A 15106-nucleotide genomic window follows, 5' to 3' on the forward strand; every position below is an offset into this window, starting at 1 on the left:
ATCCTGTGGCAACACGCCCTCACAGTGCTTGCCGAGCATCACTTCTCAACGGGAGAGTCGAACATGTCCACCCCCATTCCCGCGAGCCATATGGCCTTTATCCGTGCCCGTACCGGGTGCAGCACCGAACTCGGTGCACGCTTGAGCAGTTTGATCGAACCGGGCCGTCAGGCTCAGGGTTGCCTGCAATTTTCGTTGCAGCACTCCCAGGTCGATCCCGATGTCTGGTTGATCTCCGGTTTCTGGAACAGTGAGCAGGCGATGAGCGCCTATTTCAACTCGCCGGCCCTGATGATCTTCACCGAGCTGTTGAACGACATGGTCGTGCGCAGCATGGACTTCCAGACCTTTACTGATGCATCCGCGGCCCATGCTTACGGCGAGTACCTGCAACTCGCCGGTTAAAAACACCGTGCCTGGTTTAGAATGGCCGACTTCCCACTGGCCAGGACCTGCAACATGGCACGTAAACAATTTGCCCATCACGAAGCCGTTTCCGCCGTAGTACCGGGTGAAGGGGGCTACAGCGCTGCTGTCGCCGTCAAGGCACTCGATGGCATGGGCGCACCGCAGTTTCACAAGATCCTGGATGGACAGAAGTTCACGACCGCTTCGGATGCCGATGATGCGGCGACGCTGCAACTTGAGCACTTGGTCGATGTGGATGCAGAAGGCCAACTGACCTGGGCAACTGCCGCGAACTAGGCAACACCGATGAGCCAAATGTAGGGGGCTTGCTCCCGATAGCCGTGTTTCAGTCACCCTATCTATATCTGACACACCGTTATCGGGAGCAAACCCCCTCCCACATTATTTCAGTCAGGGTTGGGGGGCGCCTGGGCGGTACATCTTGAACAACGCCTCCGGGCCCAGCTGGAAGTAATCCGCCGGGCCGCCGCCGCGCAGTATCGGCTCGGCGGCGGCGGTGTCGTAGACCCCGTCCTTGAGCAGCCACTTGGCAATGTGCACCGCCACGACTTCGCCCAGCACCAGCCAGCTTGGCACCAACTGCTTGTCGGCGCGCTGCAACTGAATGATCTGCGTGACCTTGCATTCAAACGACACCGGGCTCTCGCCCACCCGTGGCACTCCGACGATTTTCGACGCCACTGGCGTCAGGCCCGACAACTCGAATTCGTTCACCTGCGGCGCGACCGCTGCGCAACTCTGGTTCATCTGCTCGGCCAATGGACGAGTGGCCAGGTTCCACACGAACTCACCGGTCTGTTCGATATTGTTCAGGCTGTCTTTGCGCCCGACACTGGAAAACCCGATGATCGGCGGAATGTAGTTGAAGGCGTTAAAGAAACTGTAAGGCGCCAGGTTCAGGCGACCATCACGGTCGTGGGACGAAATCCAGCCAATCGGGCGTGGACCGACAATCGCATTGAACGGGTCATGGGGCAGGCCATGGCCGTTGGCCGGTTCGTAGAAATGAATATCGTCAGGCATGCCCGGGGTTCCTGCTGCGCGGTGTGTGAGGCCGTCATAGTGCAACCCATGACGGTGAATTTCCATCGGCTCCATGGAATTTTCATTCGCTGCCCACCTATTTTTCACAGCTCTACGTTCAGTCTGCGCGCCGGGTCGACACCCCATCAGTCGGCCGTTGAAAGACAGCACTATGGAGCCTTCTCACCCATGAACAAACTTCCTCAGATCACCCTGGCGTTCTGGGTCATGAAAATCTGCGCAACCACCTTGGGCGAAACCGCCGGTGACTTGTTGTCGATGACCCTCAATGTCGGCTACGCCATCAGTTCGATGATCTTGATCAGCGTGTTCCTGGTCACCCTGGTGACGCAACTCTGGTCGAAAACCTACAACCCGGTGCTTTACTGGATCGTGATCCTGTCCACCAGTACGGCCGGCACGACGATGTCGGACTTCATGGATCGCACCCTGGGCCTGGGCTACGCCACGGGCTCGATGATCCTGATTGCGATCCTGATGATTATCTTCGCGCTGTGGCACGTCAGCGGTGACTCGCTGAACGTGAACAAAGTGCAGACCTTTCGAGGCGAGCTGTTCTATTGGATGGCGATCCTGTTTTCCAACACCTTGGGCACCGCACTGGGCGATTTCCTGGCTGACGATTCAGGGCTCGGTTTTGCCGGGGGCGCCTTATTGATTGGCTCGGCGATTGCTGTGGTCGTGGCGCTTAAATACTTCACGCGGATTTCGTCGGTGCTGTTGTTCTGGGTCGCGTTTGTATTGACCCGACCGTTCGGCGCGACCCTGGGCGATTTCTTGACCAAACCCCATGAAAAGGGCGGGTTGGATTTCGGTACCATCGGATCGTCCGCTGTGCTGGCGGCGGTGCTGGTGGTCATGATTGTCGGCGCGTCGTATGCGCAGCGCCGGTATGGCCGGCGAGAGGTTGCAGAGCTGTCCTGACCGGACGAAAAAAGGGACTGTGTCAGTGAATGACACAGTCCCTTTTTTATGGCGAAACCTTAGTCCGTGGTAATCCGTGAATGCTTACGGGTGTCTTTCATGGTCACGTAGACCAAAAGCGACACGGCGATACACGCAGTCACGTACCAGTAGTAGCCGGTCTCCATGCCGATGCTCTTGAACCACAGCGCGATGTATTCAGCGGTACCGCCGAAGATCGACACCGTCAGTGCATATGGCAGGCCCACGCCGAGGGCGCGGATTTCTGTCGGGAACAACTCCGCTTTCACTACGGCGTTGATCGAGGTGTAGCCGCTGACGATGATCAGCGCCGCCATGATCAGGAAGAACGCGCCCCACCAGGTCTGGATGGTGTGCAGGGTGGTGAGGATCGGCACCGTGAACAGAGTGCCGAGGATACCGAAGGCAATCAGGATCGGCCGTCGGCCAATCTTGTCCGACAGCCCGCCGACCAGGGGTTGCAGGCACATGAACAGAAACAGCGTGGCCGCCGAGATAGTGGTGGAGTCGGAGATGCTCATGCCGACGGTGTTCACCAGGTATTTCTGCATGTAGGTGGTATAGGTGTAGAACGCCAGGGTGCCGCCCATGGTCAGGCCGACCACGGTCATCAGTTCCTTGGGGTGGCGCATCAAGGTGCGCATTGCGCTTTCCTTGGCTTTTTCTTTCTTGGTGAACGACTCGGTTTCTTCCATGCCGCGACGCAGATAGAGCGCGACCACTGCGCACAGGGCGCCGATGGCGAACGGAATGCGCCAGCCCCAGGCGTACAACTGCTCGGTGCTCAGCAGTTGTTGCAGCACGATCAGCACCGCCAGCGCGATGAGTTGGCCGGAGATCAGGGTCACGTACTGGAAGCTGGAGTAGAAACCACGACGTTCCTTGGTTGCCATCTCGCTGAGGTAAGTGGCGGAGGTGCCATATTCGCCCCCGACTGACAGCCCCTGCAGCAAGCGGGCAAACACCAGCAGGATGGGCGCGCCGATACCAATGATTTCATAGCCTGGGCTCAGGGCGATCAGCAGCGAGCCGAAGCACATCAGGTATACCGAGGCCATCAGGGCTTTTTTACGTCCGACCTTGTCGGCGTACAGGCCCATCAGCCAGCCGCCGATCGGGCGCATCAGGAAGCCCACGGCAAAGATGGCGGCGGTGTTGAGCAATTGGGCGGTGGTGTCGCCTTTGGGGAAGAAGGTCTTGGCGAAGTACAGCGAGAACGCCGCGTAGACGTACCAGTCGTACCACTCGACCATGTTGCCGACCGATCCGCTGAAGATCGACTTGATGCGGCTCGAGGTGGTGCGCTCCTGCGCTTTTACGGCCGTCGATCCCAGAGGCACGGTGTTGGAGTTATCCATTGAAGGATCCTTCATCTAGTTGTTTTTATGGAGCGTGCATGAGCACTGCCTGGTTCGGGCTATAGCAGGAGCTGTGCCAGGTAGATGGAGGTCCGGTTTAGAAGGGTTACAGGATTTTTTTGAGCGGAAAGTTGCTGATGATTTTGAGGGGGTGAGCGGAAATCCGCTTATGGCTGCTGACGTCATCGCGGGCAAGCCCACGCCTACACTTGAATGTGTTCACCCATCGAAATGTGGGGCTTGCTCGCGAAGACGTTCTTGCTAGCGATGCGTAAGCAGGATCAGAGGAACATCTCCCGCACCAGCCCATGTCGCTGCATCTTTTCATTGAGCGTTCGGCGCGGCAGTTGCAACTCGGCCAGCACCGCCTTGATATCACCTTTGTGGCGAGTCAACGCGGCTTTCAGGCAGTGTGCCTCGAACGCCTCTTGCTGGGCGGCCAACGACTGCCCGGCTTCGATCCCTTCCGGTTCCGGCTCGTCCAGCCCCAATACCTGACGTTCGGCGACGTTGGCCAGTTCGCGTACGTTACCCGGCCAGTCATGGTTGAGCAGGCGCCCCAGCTGTGGCCCACTCAAGGGCTCGACATGGCGGCCCAAACGCTCGGCAGCACTGTGCACAAAATGTTCATACAACAACGGGATATCTTCGCGGCGCTCGCGCAGCGGCGGCAGGCGCAGTTGCGCGACATTCAGCCGATAGGCCAGGTCTTCACGAAAGCGCCCGGCGCGAGCCTCTTCCAGCAAGTCCGGCTTGGTGGCGGCGATGATGCGCAGGTCCACATGGATACTCTGGTTGGAACCCAGCCGCTCCAGCTTCTGTTCCTGCAACACCCGCAGCAATTTCACCTGTTGCGCCAGGGGCATGCTTTCGATTTCATCCAGGAACAGCGTGCCACCATGGGCGTATTCCAGCTTGCCGATACGCTTGCCCTGGGCGCCGGTGAAGGCGCCGCTTTCGTGGCCGAACAACTCGGCTTCAAACAGCTGCTCGGGAATGGCTGCGCAATTAAGCGCGACAAATGGCTTCTTCGCGCGCGGGCCGAAATCGTGCAGGCAGCGGGCGACCAGCTCCTTGCCGCTGCCGGTCTCGCCGCGGATCAAGACATTGACCGGCAACGTCGCCAGATCCAGCACCTGGCGTCGCAGGTTTTGCAGGCTACGCGACACGCCCAGCAGGCTCGACTCCAACTGTTCACGGTGATCGGCCTGCTGGTGCAGGCGGCGGTTTTCCAGGATCAGGCCGCGCTTGTCCAACGCCCGGCGCAGGCTGTTGAGCAGGGCGTCCGGGCTGAAGGGTTTTTCCAGGAAGTCGTAGGCGCCGTCGCGCATGGCCTCGACGGCCATCGGCACATCGCCATGGCCGGTGAGCAGGATCACCGGCAAGTCGACGTCGCGCCGCTGCACTTCGGCCAGCAGCTCCAGGCCGCTGAGCCCGGGCATGCGCACGTCGCTCAAGATCACCCCGGGAAAGTCCTTGGGCAGTTGCGCCAGGCAGGCTTCGGCACGGCTGAACACCTGCACCTCAAACCCTGACAGGTTCAGCCACTGTTCGACGGCCGTGCGAATGCTGGCTTCGTCATCGACCACAATCACCGCGTTCAACATGGTTAGGGCGTCTCCAGCGCGATCGGCAGGGTCAGGGTGAATACCGCGCCGTTGTCACGGTTACCGGCGATCAGGCGGCCGCCCAGTTCGTGCACGATAGCGTAGGACACCGCCAACCCCAAGCCGAGCCCGTCACCCACGGGTTTGGTGGTGAAGAACGGGTCGAACACGCTGTTCAAGTGGGCTTCGGCAATCCCGCCACCGCTGTCGCTGACGGTCAATTGCCACAGCTGCTGATCGGCGTACAGGCGGATTTCCAGGTGCTTGCGCGGTTTGTCGGCCATCGCATCGAGGGCGTTGCGCAGCAGATTGATCAGCACCTGTTCCAGGCGGATCGCGTCGCCGCGTACCCAGGCGGGGCGTGTCAGGTCCAGCGCTACGCCGATGGATTCATCACGCAGGCGTGCGTCAAGCAGGTGCAGGGACTGGTCGACCACCGTGGCCAAATCCAGGCGTTCGCGCAGGCCGCTGGGGCTTTTGCGGGCGAACGTCTTGAGGTGGCCGGTCAGCGCGGCCATGCGCGTGAGCATGTCATCCAACGGTGCGAGGGCTTGGTAGGCGTCGTCCACGCGGCCGTGGTCAAGCAACAACCGCAGCGTCGCCAGTTGCATGCGCTGGGCGGTCAGTGGTTGGTTGATTTCGTGGGCGAGGGCGGCGGACATCTGCCCCAGCGCCGCCAGCTTGGCCGACTGCACCAGGCCATCCTGGGCGGTACGCAGTGCCTGGGTGCGTTCTTCTACCAGTTGTTCCAGTTCTTCGCGGCTGCGCTGGCGCAAGCGGGCCAGGCGCCAGCGTTGGCTGAGGAACAACACCAGGAACACCAGCGCCAGCCAGGAACCGGCCGCCGCGAGGCCGGCGTTGCGTTGGTCTTCAAAGGCGAACTGGGGTTTGCGCAACAAGTGCAGGGTCCAGCCTTCGGCCTTCAACGGCAGCGATTCCCAGATGTAGTTGGCGCTGCCGTCGGGGCCGTTGACGTGCATCAGATGGCTGTTTTCGTCGAAGCGCTGCAAGGTCTGGGTATCCAGGGCTTGCAGTTGTTTCTTGTCGTATTGGCGCGTGGCCTTGAGCTCGGCTAGGTCGCTGGGCGACAGCGGGCGCAGGCTGCGATAGCGCCAGGCCGGCTGGTTGGCGATGAACACAATACCGCGCGCATCGCTGACCAGCAGCAAGTCATTACCCTGGGCCCATTCGCGTTCCAGTTCGGGGAATTCCAGCTTGACCACCATGGCGCCGAGGAACTGCTCATGCTCATCGACCACCGCACTGGAAAGGAAGTAACCCGGAATGCCAGTCGTCACCCCCACGGCATAAAAGCGCCCGGTGCCCTGGCTCAAGGTCTGGCTGAAATACGGTCGGAAGGCGTAGTTGTGCCCGACATAACTGCTGGGCAGGTTCCAGTTACTGGCGGCCACGGCCAGGCCAGTGCGGTCCATCAGTTCCAGGGTGGAGGATTGTGCGGCGCCGTTGATGCGTTCGAGCTTGCGATTGAGCACGTCCTGCGTGGTGGCGTCCAGCGGGCCTTTCAAGGCACTGATCATTTCCGAGTCCAGGGCCAGCACGGCGGGCAAGGCGCGGTAGCGTTCGATCAAGGTGTGCAATGAGTTGGCATACAGCGCGAGCTGCTGGTTGGCGCGAGCGGCATCGTCCACCAAGGCTTGGCGTTCGGCATGACGGGTGGCCAAGGCCGCAGCGAGCACTGCGCCGGCGATGATCAACAACGAGTAAAAGGTCAGACGCAGAGGGCGAGGGATCACGATCATACGATGATGAGCAGGCACGGTAAGGGGCAAGCACCATACCATGAGCAGCCTGGATCTTGTGTGGGAGGGGGCTTGCTCCCGATGAGGGTGTGTCAGCCAGCCTGTTTCGAGCTGACAAACCGCGATCGGGGCAAGTCCTAATGCCAGTCAGTTAAGAAGGAACACTATCACTGTGGCGAGCGGTTGCTCGTTCTAGCGCTTAACTGACTGGCATTGGGGCAAGCCCCCTCCCACATTTGCTTGTATTCACCATAAAAAAGGCGACTGGGCCGTGGGGCCGCAGTCGCCTTTATGCTTGCAGGGGAAGTGCTTACTGCACTTCTACTGCCAGGCTTTCACTGATCTTTTTCTGCCAGATGGCAGGACCTGTGATGTGCACGGATTCGCCCTTGCTGTCCACCGCAACGGTGACCGGCATGTCTTTGACGTCGAACTCGTAGATCGCTTCCATGCCCAGTTCGGCGAAGGCAACCACACGCGACTTCTTGATGGCTTGCGCCACCAGGTAAGCAGCGCCGCCCACGGCCATCAGGTACACAGCCTTGTGGTCCTTGATCGCTTCGATGGCGGTCGGGCCGCGCTCGGATTTGCCGATCATGCCCAGCAGGCCGGTTTGCTCGAGGATCTGGCGGGTGAACTTGTCCATCCGCGTGGCGGTAGTCGGGCCCGCTGGGCCAACCACTTCTTCGCGCACCGGATCAACCGGGCCAACGTAGTAGATGAAGCGCCCCTTGAGGTCCACTGGCAGGGTTTCACCCTTGTTCAGCATCTCGACCATGCGCTTGTGCGCTGCGTCGCGACCGGTGAGCATCTTGCCGTTGAGCAACACGGTTTCACCCGGCTTCCAGCTCTGTACTTCTTCCGGGGTCAAGGTGTCGAGGTTGACGCGACGGGCCGATGGGCCGGCTTCCCAGACGATCTCCGGGTAGGCGTCCAGCGGTGGCGCTTCCAGCGAGGCCGGGCCTGAACCGTCGAGTACAAAGTGCGCGTGACGCGTGGCGGCGCAGTTGGGGATCATGCACACCGGCAGCGAGGCGGCGTGGGTCGGGTAGTCCATGATCTTCACGTCGAGCACGGTGGTCAGGCCACCCAGGCCCTGGGCGCCGATGCCCAACTGGTTGACCTTCTCGAACAGCTCCAGGCGCATCTCTTCGATACGGTTCTGCGGGCCGCGCTTTTTCAGCTCGTGAATGTCGATGGACTCCATCAACACTTCCTTGGCCATGACCGCCGCTTTCTCGGCGGTGCCGCCGATGCCGATGCCGAGCATGCCCGGTGGGCACCAGCCGGCGCCCATGGTCGGAACGGTCTTGAGCACCCAGTCGACGATCGAGTCGGACGGGTTGAGCATGGCCATTTTCGACTTGTTCTCGGAACCACCGCCTTTGGCGGCCACGTCCACTTCCACGGTGTTACCCGGGACGATGGAGTAGTGGATCACGGCCGGGGTGTTGTCCTTGGTGTTCTTACGCGCGCCTGCCGGGTCGGCGAGGATCGATGCACGCAGGACGTTTTCCGGCAGGTTGTAGGCGCGACGCACGCCTTCGTTGATCATGTCGTCCAGGCCCATGGTGGCGCCGTCCCAGCGTACGTCCATGCCTACGCGCACGAATACGGTGACGATACCCGTGTCCTGGCAGATCGGGCGGTGGCCGGTGGCGCACATGCGCGAGTTGATCAGGATCTGGGCGATGGAGTCACGGGCCGCTGGCGACTCTTCGCGCAGGTAGGCTTCGTGCATGGCCTGGATGAAGTCAACGGGGTGGTAGTAGGAAATGAATTGCAGGGCGTCGGCAACGCTCTGAATCAGGTCGTCTTGCTTGATCACGGTCATGAGTCGCGCTCCTCTATAAGACGGGAACATTCAATAAAGGTGGCTTCAGTGGGGTGTATCGGTCGGCTGAGGCCACCTTTCCAAGGCACGCCGGTGAAGGCTGGCGCGACGCTAAAAAGGCGCGGCAGTATAACCCGGCGCGGTGGCCGATACACACGACTATGGTCAAACTCTGTGGGAGGGGGTTGCTGTGGCGAGGGAGCTTGCTCCCGTTCGGCTGCGTAGCAGTCGCCGGCTTTTTCGGGCGCTCCCCGCAATCCGCAGTCAAGCCCGCTGCCACAAAAAAGCCAGCTCGCGTTATTGTTAGCGATCTTTGAAACAATTGAGACCTTATATGCCTGAACTGCATGTCGGCGAACGCCACTGGTCGGTAGCCACCGGCAGTAACCTGCTGGATGCCTTGAACCAGGCGGGTGTCGCCGTACCCTACAGTTGCCGCGCGGGCAGTTGCCATGCGTGCCTGGTGCGTTGCCAGGGCGAGGTTGACGACCAGCAGCCCGATGCCTTGAGCCCGGCGCAACGCCAGGACGGCTGGCGCCTGGCGTGCCAGTGCCGGGTCAGTGGGGATCTTAGCGTCCAAGCGTTTGATCCGTTGCGCGATGGTTTGTCGGCCCAGGTGGTGGGGGCCGATTGGCTGAGCTTGAACGTATTGCGCCTGCGGTTGCAGCCGGAGCGTGGCCTGCGATATCGGGCTGGGCAGCATCTGGTGTTGTGGGCGGGGCCGGTGGCTCGGCCGTATTCCCTGGCGAGCCTGCCCCAGGAAGACCCCTACCTGGAGTTCCATATCGATTGCCATCAACCCGGTGAATTCAGCGATGCCGCTCGACAATTCCAGGTCGGTGATCACTTACGCCTGGGCGAGTTGCGTGGCGGGGCGCTGCACTATGATCCTGACTGGCAATCCCGGCCGTTGTGGCTGCTGGCCTCCGGCACCGGCCTGGGCCCGTTATGGGGCGTGTTGCGCGAGGCATTGCGCCAGGATCATCAGGGCGCTATCCACGTGATTCACCTGGCTCATGATGCCGATGCACATTATTTGACCGAGCCCCTGGCGGAGCTGGTCGCACACCACTCCAACCTGACCGTGGAGCTATGGACGGCGGCTGAGGCGACCCAGGCATTGGCGCAACTGCGGCTTGTTTCCCGGCAAACTCTGGCCTTACTCTGCGGGCACCCTGCCAGCGTCGAGGCCTTTTCCAAGCGCCTGTTCCTGGCCGGTCTGCCGCGCAATCAACTGCTGGCCGATGTGTTTTTGCTCCGTGGTTGAGCGCTGAACTTTACTGCCGCGAGATTCGTCATGACCGATGCCATCCTGCAGCAACGCGAACGCGGGTTGCTGACCCTGCAGTTCAATCGCCCCGACAAGAAAAACGCCCTGACCCGCGCCATGTACACACGACTGGCCGAGGCGCTGGAGCAGGCTGATGCGGACTCGGACATTCGCGCCGTGCTGATTCAGGGCAGCAGCGAGTGTTTTACCGCCGGCAATGACATCAGTGACTTCCTCGAACAACCGCCCAGCGACCTCGATAGCCCGCCGTTTCACTTTATGAAAAGCCTGCTCAATTGCCGCAAACCGGTGATCGCCGCCGTCGCGGGCGCTGCGGTGGGGATTGGTACGACGCTGCTGCTGCACTGTGACCTGGTGTATGTCAGCCAGGATGCACGGCTGCGCATGCCGTTCGTCAACCTTGGGCTGTGTCCGGAGTTCGGTTCCAGTTTGATCCTGCCGCGATTGTTGGGGCATGCCAAGGCAGCGCAGTTGTTGCTGTTGGGGGAAGGCTTTACCGGCGAGCAAGCAGCGGCCTGGGGGCTCGCCACCGAAGCGCTGGGCAGTGGTGAAGCGGCGTTGGCCAAGGCGCGGGAGATGGCTGAACGTTTTGAAACCTTGGCGCCGGGTGCGGTGCAAGTGACCAAGCAACTGATGAAAAGTGTTGATAGCGAGCAACTGCGGCAGGTGATTGAAGAGGAGGGGGCACTCTTTACTCAGCGGTTGAGGTCGCCGGAGGCGATCGCGGCGTTGTCGGGGTTTATAGGCAGACGCTAACCAACATGTGGGAGGGGGCAAGTCCTAAAGCAAGCCCCCTCCCACACGGAAAACAAAAAGCCCCGCCATTCGCATGGCGGGGCTTTTTTTCAGCGTGTCACTCAGACCTGCGGGTCGCCCACATGCAGGATCTTCATGCCATTGGTGCCACCGGTGGTGTGGTAGCTGTCGCCCTTGGTCAGGATGACCCAGTCGCCTTTCTCTACGACGCCGCGTTTGACCAGTTCGTCGATAGCCTTCTGGCTGACTTCGTTCGGTGCCAGCGACGCCGGGTCGAACGGAATGGTGTACACGCCGCGGAACAGCGCTGCGCGGGCCTGGGCTTCGCGGTGCGGGGTGAACGCGTAGATCGGCACCGAGGAACGGATACGCGACATGATCAACGGCGTGTAGCCACTTTCGGTCAAGGCGATGATCGCTTTAACGCCCGGGAAGTGGTTGGCGGTGTACATGGCAGCCAGGGCGATGCTCTGGTCGCAGCTTTCGAACACCTTGCCAATGCGGTGGCTGGAGGTCTTGCTGGTCGGGTGCTTCTCAGCACCGACGCAGATACGCGCCATGGCCTGGACGGCTTCCAGCGGGTATGGACCGGCGGCACTTTCGGCCGAGAGCATCACGGCGTCGGTGTAGTCGAGCACGGCGTTAGCCACGTCGGACACTTCGGCACGGGTCGGCATTGGGTTCTGGATCATCGACTCCATCATCTGGGTCGCCACGATCACCGCTTTGTTATGGCGGCGTGCGTGCAGGATGATCTTCTTCTGGATACCGATCAGCTCGGCGTCACCGATTTCCACGCCCAGGTCGCCACGGGCAACCATCACGGCGTCGGACGCCTTGATCAGGCCATCGAGTGTTTCGTCATCGGCTACAGCTTCGGCGCGTTCGATCTTTGCCACCAGCCAAGCGGTACCGCCGGCTTCGTCGCGCAGCTTGCGGGCGTATTCCATGTCCGCGGCGTCACGCGGGAAGGACACTGCAAGGTAGTCGACTTCCATTTCGGCGGCGAGCTTGATGTCGGCCTTGTCTTTTTCAGTCAGCGCCGGCGCCGTCAGGCCACCACCGCGACGGTTGATGCCTTTGTGATCGGACAGCGGGCCGCCGATGATCACGGTGCAGTGCAGTTCGGTCGGGGTCGCAGTGTCGACACGCATGACCACGCGACCGTCGTCCAGCAGCAGCTCGTCGCCGACGCCGCAGTCTTTGACCAGGTCCGGGTAGTCGATACCCACGACTTGCTGGTTGCCTTCGGTCAGTGGGTGGCTGGTGGAGAAGGTGAACGTGTCACCGATCTTCAGCTCGATCCGCTTGTTGGTGAAGCGGGCGATGCGGATTTTCGGACCTTGCAGGTCGCCCAGCAGGGCCACGAAGCGGCCATGTTTGGCAGCCAGGTCACGCACCAACTTGGCGCGAGCCTTGTGCTCGTCCGGGGTGCCGTGGGAGAAGTTCAGACGGGCAACGTCCAAACCAGCCAGAATCAGCTGTTCGAGGACTTCCGGCGAGTTACTGGCCGGGCCAAGGGTGGCGACGATTTTGGTACGACGGACGGACATGCACAGACTCCTGAGTTCAAGCGCTGGGGAAGGCTACTATGCTCTTTCGTTGTAGTCATTGTTCGTTTGCACTACTTATCGACGATTGGCTTGTTTTTGCTGCGGGTGAAAGTACGAACATCCTTGAAGATTTTCGACGAGGGGTCGATACACTGCACAAGACAGGAGAACCCCCATGCGAATTTTGCTCGTTGCTGCCCTGGCCGTCAGTGTTGTCGGCTGTACCCGCTGGTCGATGGACCACCATTTGAACAATGCTTACCGTGCCTATGGGGTGGGTGATTGTGAGCGCGTCACCCTGGAATTATCCCAGGTTGACCGCGAGAGCCGTTCCCGTCGCTATGTGCAACCGGAGGTCTCGATGTTGCGCGGGCAGTGCCTGGAGCGGCAGAAGCTGTTCGTTGATGCGGTGCAGACTTATCAGTTCATCATCAGCCAGTATCCCACCAGCGAGTACGCCTACCGTGCCCGTGCCCGTCTCGATACCCTGCAGCAGCTGGGGCATTACCCGGGTGCCAGCGTCGCACAACCACGCCCGGCATCGTTGTAATGATATTTGTCATCTCATAGCTGGCCCGTTGCCGGTCTTGGGCTATCCTTTGAGTGTTCATGTGCACAAGTTTCTATTCAAAAGGATGCAAAGCCCGGATTCGGCAGCTGTCTTGTGACAAAGCGACCCCGCTGTCACACCGAGATCCAGGGAGAGCGAGCGATTGGCTTGTTCCGAATCACTGGCACGGCCAGATTCCTGGCTATTGGATGGCGATCTCACCATGTTTACCGAGCGACGGATCGAACGGCATGAATTGCCCTGTTTTTTGCAGGTGTTCAATCGTCTTACCGACAAATCGATAGGCTTTCTTGGCAATGTCTCTGAAGAGGGGCTGATGTTGATCAGCCAGTTGCCCATGATGGTCGGCGTCGACTTCGAGCTACGCTTGAAGATTCCAGGGCCGCAAGGCGAGTTCCAGGCCATTGACCTCACGGCGACCTGTTTGTGGAGCCATGAAGACATCAACCCGCAGCATTACGACTCCGGCTTCTGTGTGCGCCAGGCACCTGAAGAATATGGACAGTTGATTAATGCCTTGCTGCATTACTTCAGTTTCGATCCTTTACAGGCATCCGCCTGAACCGGGTGTGTTGTCAGCACCGTCCGGGCAGTGCTTTGCGACCGTGTTCATGGGCTGGTTTTTACAAAGCTCCGGCTTTTTTCCAGCCCATATAACGGCTCACCAGCATGGCTCCCAGCTCCGATGGCAAGGCATCCAACACCGAAAGCCCCTGTGCGCCCAAGCGATCATGGAGATGGTTTCGAGTATTGAGGTAATCGATCGTGCCGCTGTAAAGCAATGCTTCGGACAACGTTTGGACAGGGGCCTGGCGCACTTGATCGAGAACCTCCTCTCGTAGGCTGGCCACGAGTACTCGATGTTGTCGCCCGATGCGTTTGACGGCAGTCATGAGAGCCTCGTCGTCCTCGTCCCGCAGGTTGGTGATCACGATCACCAGGGCCCGACGTTTTTGTCGAGCCAGCAGTTGGCTCGCGGCAGCCTGGTAGTCGGCGGTCTTTCGGGTGGTATCCAGGTCATAGACGGCATTGAGCAAGAGGTTCAACTGGCCGCTGCCCTTGACCGGTGCCAGATAGCGCGGTGAGTCCCCGGCAAAGGTGCACAACCCCACCGCATCACCTTGTCGCAAGGCGACATAGCTCAGCAGCAGGCAGGCATTGAGGGCGTGGTCAAAATGGGACAGCTCGCCATCCTGGCTGCGCATGCGCCGGCCGCAATCGAGCATGAACACAATTTGCTGGTCGCGTTCGTCCTGGTATTCGCGGGAGATGGGTGTGCGTTGTCGTGCGGTGGCTTTCCAGTCGATCTGGCGCAGGCTGTCACCTTCGCGGAACTCACGCAATTGATGAAACTCCAGCCCTGTGCCTCGCCGCTGATGTTGACGTACACCCAGTTGGCTCAGCCAGTTATCCACACCCAGCAATTGGGCACCGTACAACCGGGCGAAATCGGGGTATACGCGGGTGGCGTCGTGTGTCTCCACCAAACGCCGCGCCGACCATAACCCCAAGGCGCTGGGCAGGTGAATCTCGCACTGGATGAAACTGAAATACCCACGTCGCAGGGGACGAACGCGGTAGCCCAACTCACCGCGCTCACCGGGGCGTAACTCGATGGATTGAGGCATGTTCTCCATCACCAGGCCGTCGGGGACGTGATCGAACACCAGCAGGGTCAGTGGCTGTGGGTAGTCGTGCTCCAGTGACAGGCGTACTTCTCCCCAGCGTCCCAGCGCCAGGCTGCCGGGTATCGTCCTATGTACCCGGGCGCAGGGGCGGTAGCGTAGCCGTGCAGCATCCAACATCGCCAGCAGCAACAGGGCCAACAGCAGGCCCCAGGCCACTGAGTGCAAGGTGCCGGGCAAAGTGAACTGCAACGCCGCCGAAGCGCCCAGCAGAATGTTCAGGCCGAGTAGCACGCCCAGCCAGGTCAGCAGCAGACGGGTCGGTTTCATGGC

The 15106-nt window shown here is 60.6% G+C and carries 14 protein-coding genes; 7 read left to right on the top strand and 7 right to left on the bottom strand.

Features of this window, described 5'->3' with window-relative positions:
* Positions 1–63 precede the first annotated feature (63 nt).
* Both M5B43_RS02930 and M5B43_RS02935 read left to right on the top strand, forming a co-directional pair.
* Positions 64–405 (top strand): antibiotic biosynthesis monooxygenase family protein, encoded by a 342-nt coding sequence (locus tag M5B43_RS02930; RefSeq protein ID WP_248748702.1) that lies wholly within the window; start codon positions 64–66, stop codon positions 403–405.
* A gap of 54 nt (positions 406–459) precedes the next feature.
* Positions 460–705, top strand: a complete 246-nt coding sequence (locus M5B43_RS02935; RefSeq protein ID WP_248748703.1) for a hypothetical protein — start codon at positions 460–462, stop codon at positions 703–705.
* 114 nt (positions 706–819) lie between these two features.
* On the opposite strand, the gene M5B43_RS02940 is transcribed toward M5B43_RS02935, so the two are convergent.
* The gene (locus tag M5B43_RS02940; protein WP_248748704.1) at positions 820–1452 is read right to left on the bottom strand and encodes a flavin reductase family protein; all 633 of its coding nucleotides are present in this window, start codon (positions 1450–1452) and stop codon (positions 820–822) included.
* Between the two features lie 189 nt (positions 1453–1641).
* Between M5B43_RS02940 and M5B43_RS02945 the strand changes: the two genes are divergently transcribed.
* Positions 1642–2397: a hypothetical protein gene (locus M5B43_RS02945; protein ID WP_248748705.1), complete on the top strand. Its 756-nt coding sequence runs from the start codon at positions 1642–1644 to the stop codon at positions 2395–2397.
* A 59-nt stretch (positions 2398–2456) separates the two neighbouring features.
* Here the strand turns inward: M5B43_RS02945 and M5B43_RS02950 are convergent, their stop codons facing one another.
* From M5B43_RS02950 to M5B43_RS02965, 4 genes are all read right to left on the bottom strand, one after another.
* Complete coding sequence (locus M5B43_RS02950) at positions 2457–3776, bottom strand: MFS transporter (protein WP_248748706.1); 1320 nt, start codon at positions 3774–3776, stop codon at positions 2457–2459.
* A gap of 281 nt (positions 3777–4057) precedes the next feature.
* Positions 4058–5383 carry a sigma-54 dependent transcriptional regulator gene (locus M5B43_RS02955; RefSeq protein WP_248748707.1) on the bottom strand — a complete coding sequence of 442 codons (1326 nt, stop codon included), beginning with the start codon at positions 5381–5383 and terminating at the stop codon, positions 4058–4060.
* A gap of 2 nt (positions 5384–5385) precedes the next feature.
* Positions 5386–7143, bottom strand: a complete 1758-nt coding sequence (locus M5B43_RS02960) for an ATP-binding protein (protein ID WP_248748708.1) — start codon at positions 7141–7143, stop codon at positions 5386–5388.
* A 310-nt stretch (positions 7144–7453) separates the two neighbouring features.
* Positions 7454–8977, bottom strand: a complete 1524-nt coding sequence (locus M5B43_RS02965; protein WP_010208051.1) for a fumarate hydratase — start codon at positions 8975–8977, stop codon at positions 7454–7456.
* Between the two features lie 334 nt (positions 8978–9311).
* On the opposite strand from M5B43_RS02965, the gene M5B43_RS02970 reads away from it, so the two are divergent.
* Together M5B43_RS02970 and M5B43_RS02975 are read left to right on the top strand one after the other, a co-directional pair.
* Positions 9312–10244, top strand: coding sequence for an iron-sulfur-binding ferredoxin reductase (locus M5B43_RS02970; protein WP_248748709.1), 933 nt, complete (start codon positions 9312–9314; stop codon positions 10242–10244).
* Positions 10245–10274: 30 nt separating this feature from the next.
* Positions 10275–11024: an enoyl-CoA hydratase-related protein gene (locus M5B43_RS02975; protein ID WP_248748710.1), complete on the top strand. Its 750-nt coding sequence runs from the start codon at positions 10275–10277 to the stop codon at positions 11022–11024.
* A 101-nt stretch (positions 11025–11125) separates the two neighbouring features.
* Here the strand turns inward: M5B43_RS02975 and pyk are convergent, their stop codons facing one another.
* Positions 11126–12577 (bottom strand): pyruvate kinase, encoded by a 1452-nt coding sequence (pyk, locus tag M5B43_RS02980; protein WP_248748711.1) that lies wholly within the window; start codon positions 12575–12577, stop codon positions 11126–11128.
* Between the two features lie 175 nt (positions 12578–12752).
* Here pyk and M5B43_RS02985 point away from each other — a divergent pair, with 175 nt between their 5' ends.
* Positions 12753–13127 (top strand): tetratricopeptide repeat protein, encoded by a 375-nt coding sequence (locus tag M5B43_RS02985; RefSeq protein ID WP_248748712.1) that lies wholly within the window; start codon positions 12753–12755, stop codon positions 13125–13127.
* Between the two features lie 223 nt (positions 13128–13350).
* Positions 13351–13710, top strand: coding sequence for a PilZ domain-containing protein (locus M5B43_RS02990; protein WP_248748713.1), 360 nt, complete (start codon positions 13351–13353; stop codon positions 13708–13710).
* Positions 13711–13771: 61 nt separating this feature from the next.
* Here the strand turns inward: M5B43_RS02990 and M5B43_RS02995 are convergent, their stop codons facing one another.
* A complete protein-coding gene (locus M5B43_RS02995) occupies positions 13772–15103 on the bottom strand; it encodes a DUF58 domain-containing protein (RefSeq protein WP_248748714.1) in 1332 nt (443 codons plus the stop codon).
* Between the last annotated feature and the right edge of the window lie 3 nt (positions 15104–15106).

It is taken from the genome of Pseudomonas sp. MWU15-20650, from assembly GCF_023242475.1.
GTDB lineage: Bacteria > Pseudomonadota > Gammaproteobacteria > Pseudomonadales > Pseudomonadaceae > Aquipseudomonas.

What these genes read in the sequence shown, in the direction of transcription:
- M5B43_RS02930 (WP_248748702.1), top strand. Translation starts at nt 64, where the DNA reads ATGTCCACCCCCATTCCCGCGAGCCATATGGCCTTTATCCGTGCCCGT.
- M5B43_RS02935 (WP_248748703.1), top strand. Translation starts at nt 460, where the DNA reads ATGGCACGTAAACAATTTGCCCATCACGAAGCCGTTTCCGCCGTAGTA.
- M5B43_RS02940 (WP_248748704.1), bottom strand. Translation starts at nt 1,452, where the DNA reads ATGCCTGACGATATTCATTTCTACGAACCGGCCAACGGCCATGGCCTG.
- M5B43_RS02945 (WP_248748705.1), top strand. Translation starts at nt 1,642, where the DNA reads ATGAACAAACTTCCTCAGATCACCCTGGCGTTCTGGGTCATGAAAATC.
- M5B43_RS02950 (WP_248748706.1), bottom strand. Translation starts at nt 3,776, where the DNA reads ATGGATAACTCCAACACCGTGCCTCTGGGATCGACGGCCGTAAAAGCG.
- M5B43_RS02955 (WP_248748707.1), bottom strand. Translation starts at nt 5,383, where the DNA reads ATGTTGAACGCGGTGATTGTGGTCGATGACGAAGCCAGCATTCGCACG.
- M5B43_RS02960 (WP_248748708.1), bottom strand. Translation starts at nt 7,143, where the DNA reads ATGATCGTGATCCCTCGCCCTCTGCGTCTGACCTTTTACTCGTTGTTG.
- M5B43_RS02965 (WP_010208051.1), bottom strand. Translation starts at nt 8,977, where the DNA reads ATGACCGTGATCAAGCAAGACGACCTGATTCAGAGCGTTGCCGACGCC.
- M5B43_RS02970 (WP_248748709.1), top strand. Translation starts at nt 9,312, where the DNA reads ATGCCTGAACTGCATGTCGGCGAACGCCACTGGTCGGTAGCCACCGGC.
- M5B43_RS02975 (WP_248748710.1), top strand. Translation starts at nt 10,275, where the DNA reads ATGACCGATGCCATCCTGCAGCAACGCGAACGCGGGTTGCTGACCCTG.
- pyk (WP_248748711.1), bottom strand. Translation starts at nt 12,577, where the DNA reads ATGTCCGTCCGTCGTACCAAAATCGTCGCCACCCTTGGCCCGGCCAGT.
- M5B43_RS02985 (WP_248748712.1), top strand. Translation starts at nt 12,753, where the DNA reads ATGCGAATTTTGCTCGTTGCTGCCCTGGCCGTCAGTGTTGTCGGCTGT.
- M5B43_RS02990 (WP_248748713.1), top strand. Translation starts at nt 13,351, where the DNA reads ATGTTTACCGAGCGACGGATCGAACGGCATGAATTGCCCTGTTTTTTG.
- M5B43_RS02995 (WP_248748714.1), bottom strand. Translation starts at nt 15,103, where the DNA reads ATGAAACCGACCCGTCTGCTGCTGACCTGGCTGGGCGTGCTACTCGGC.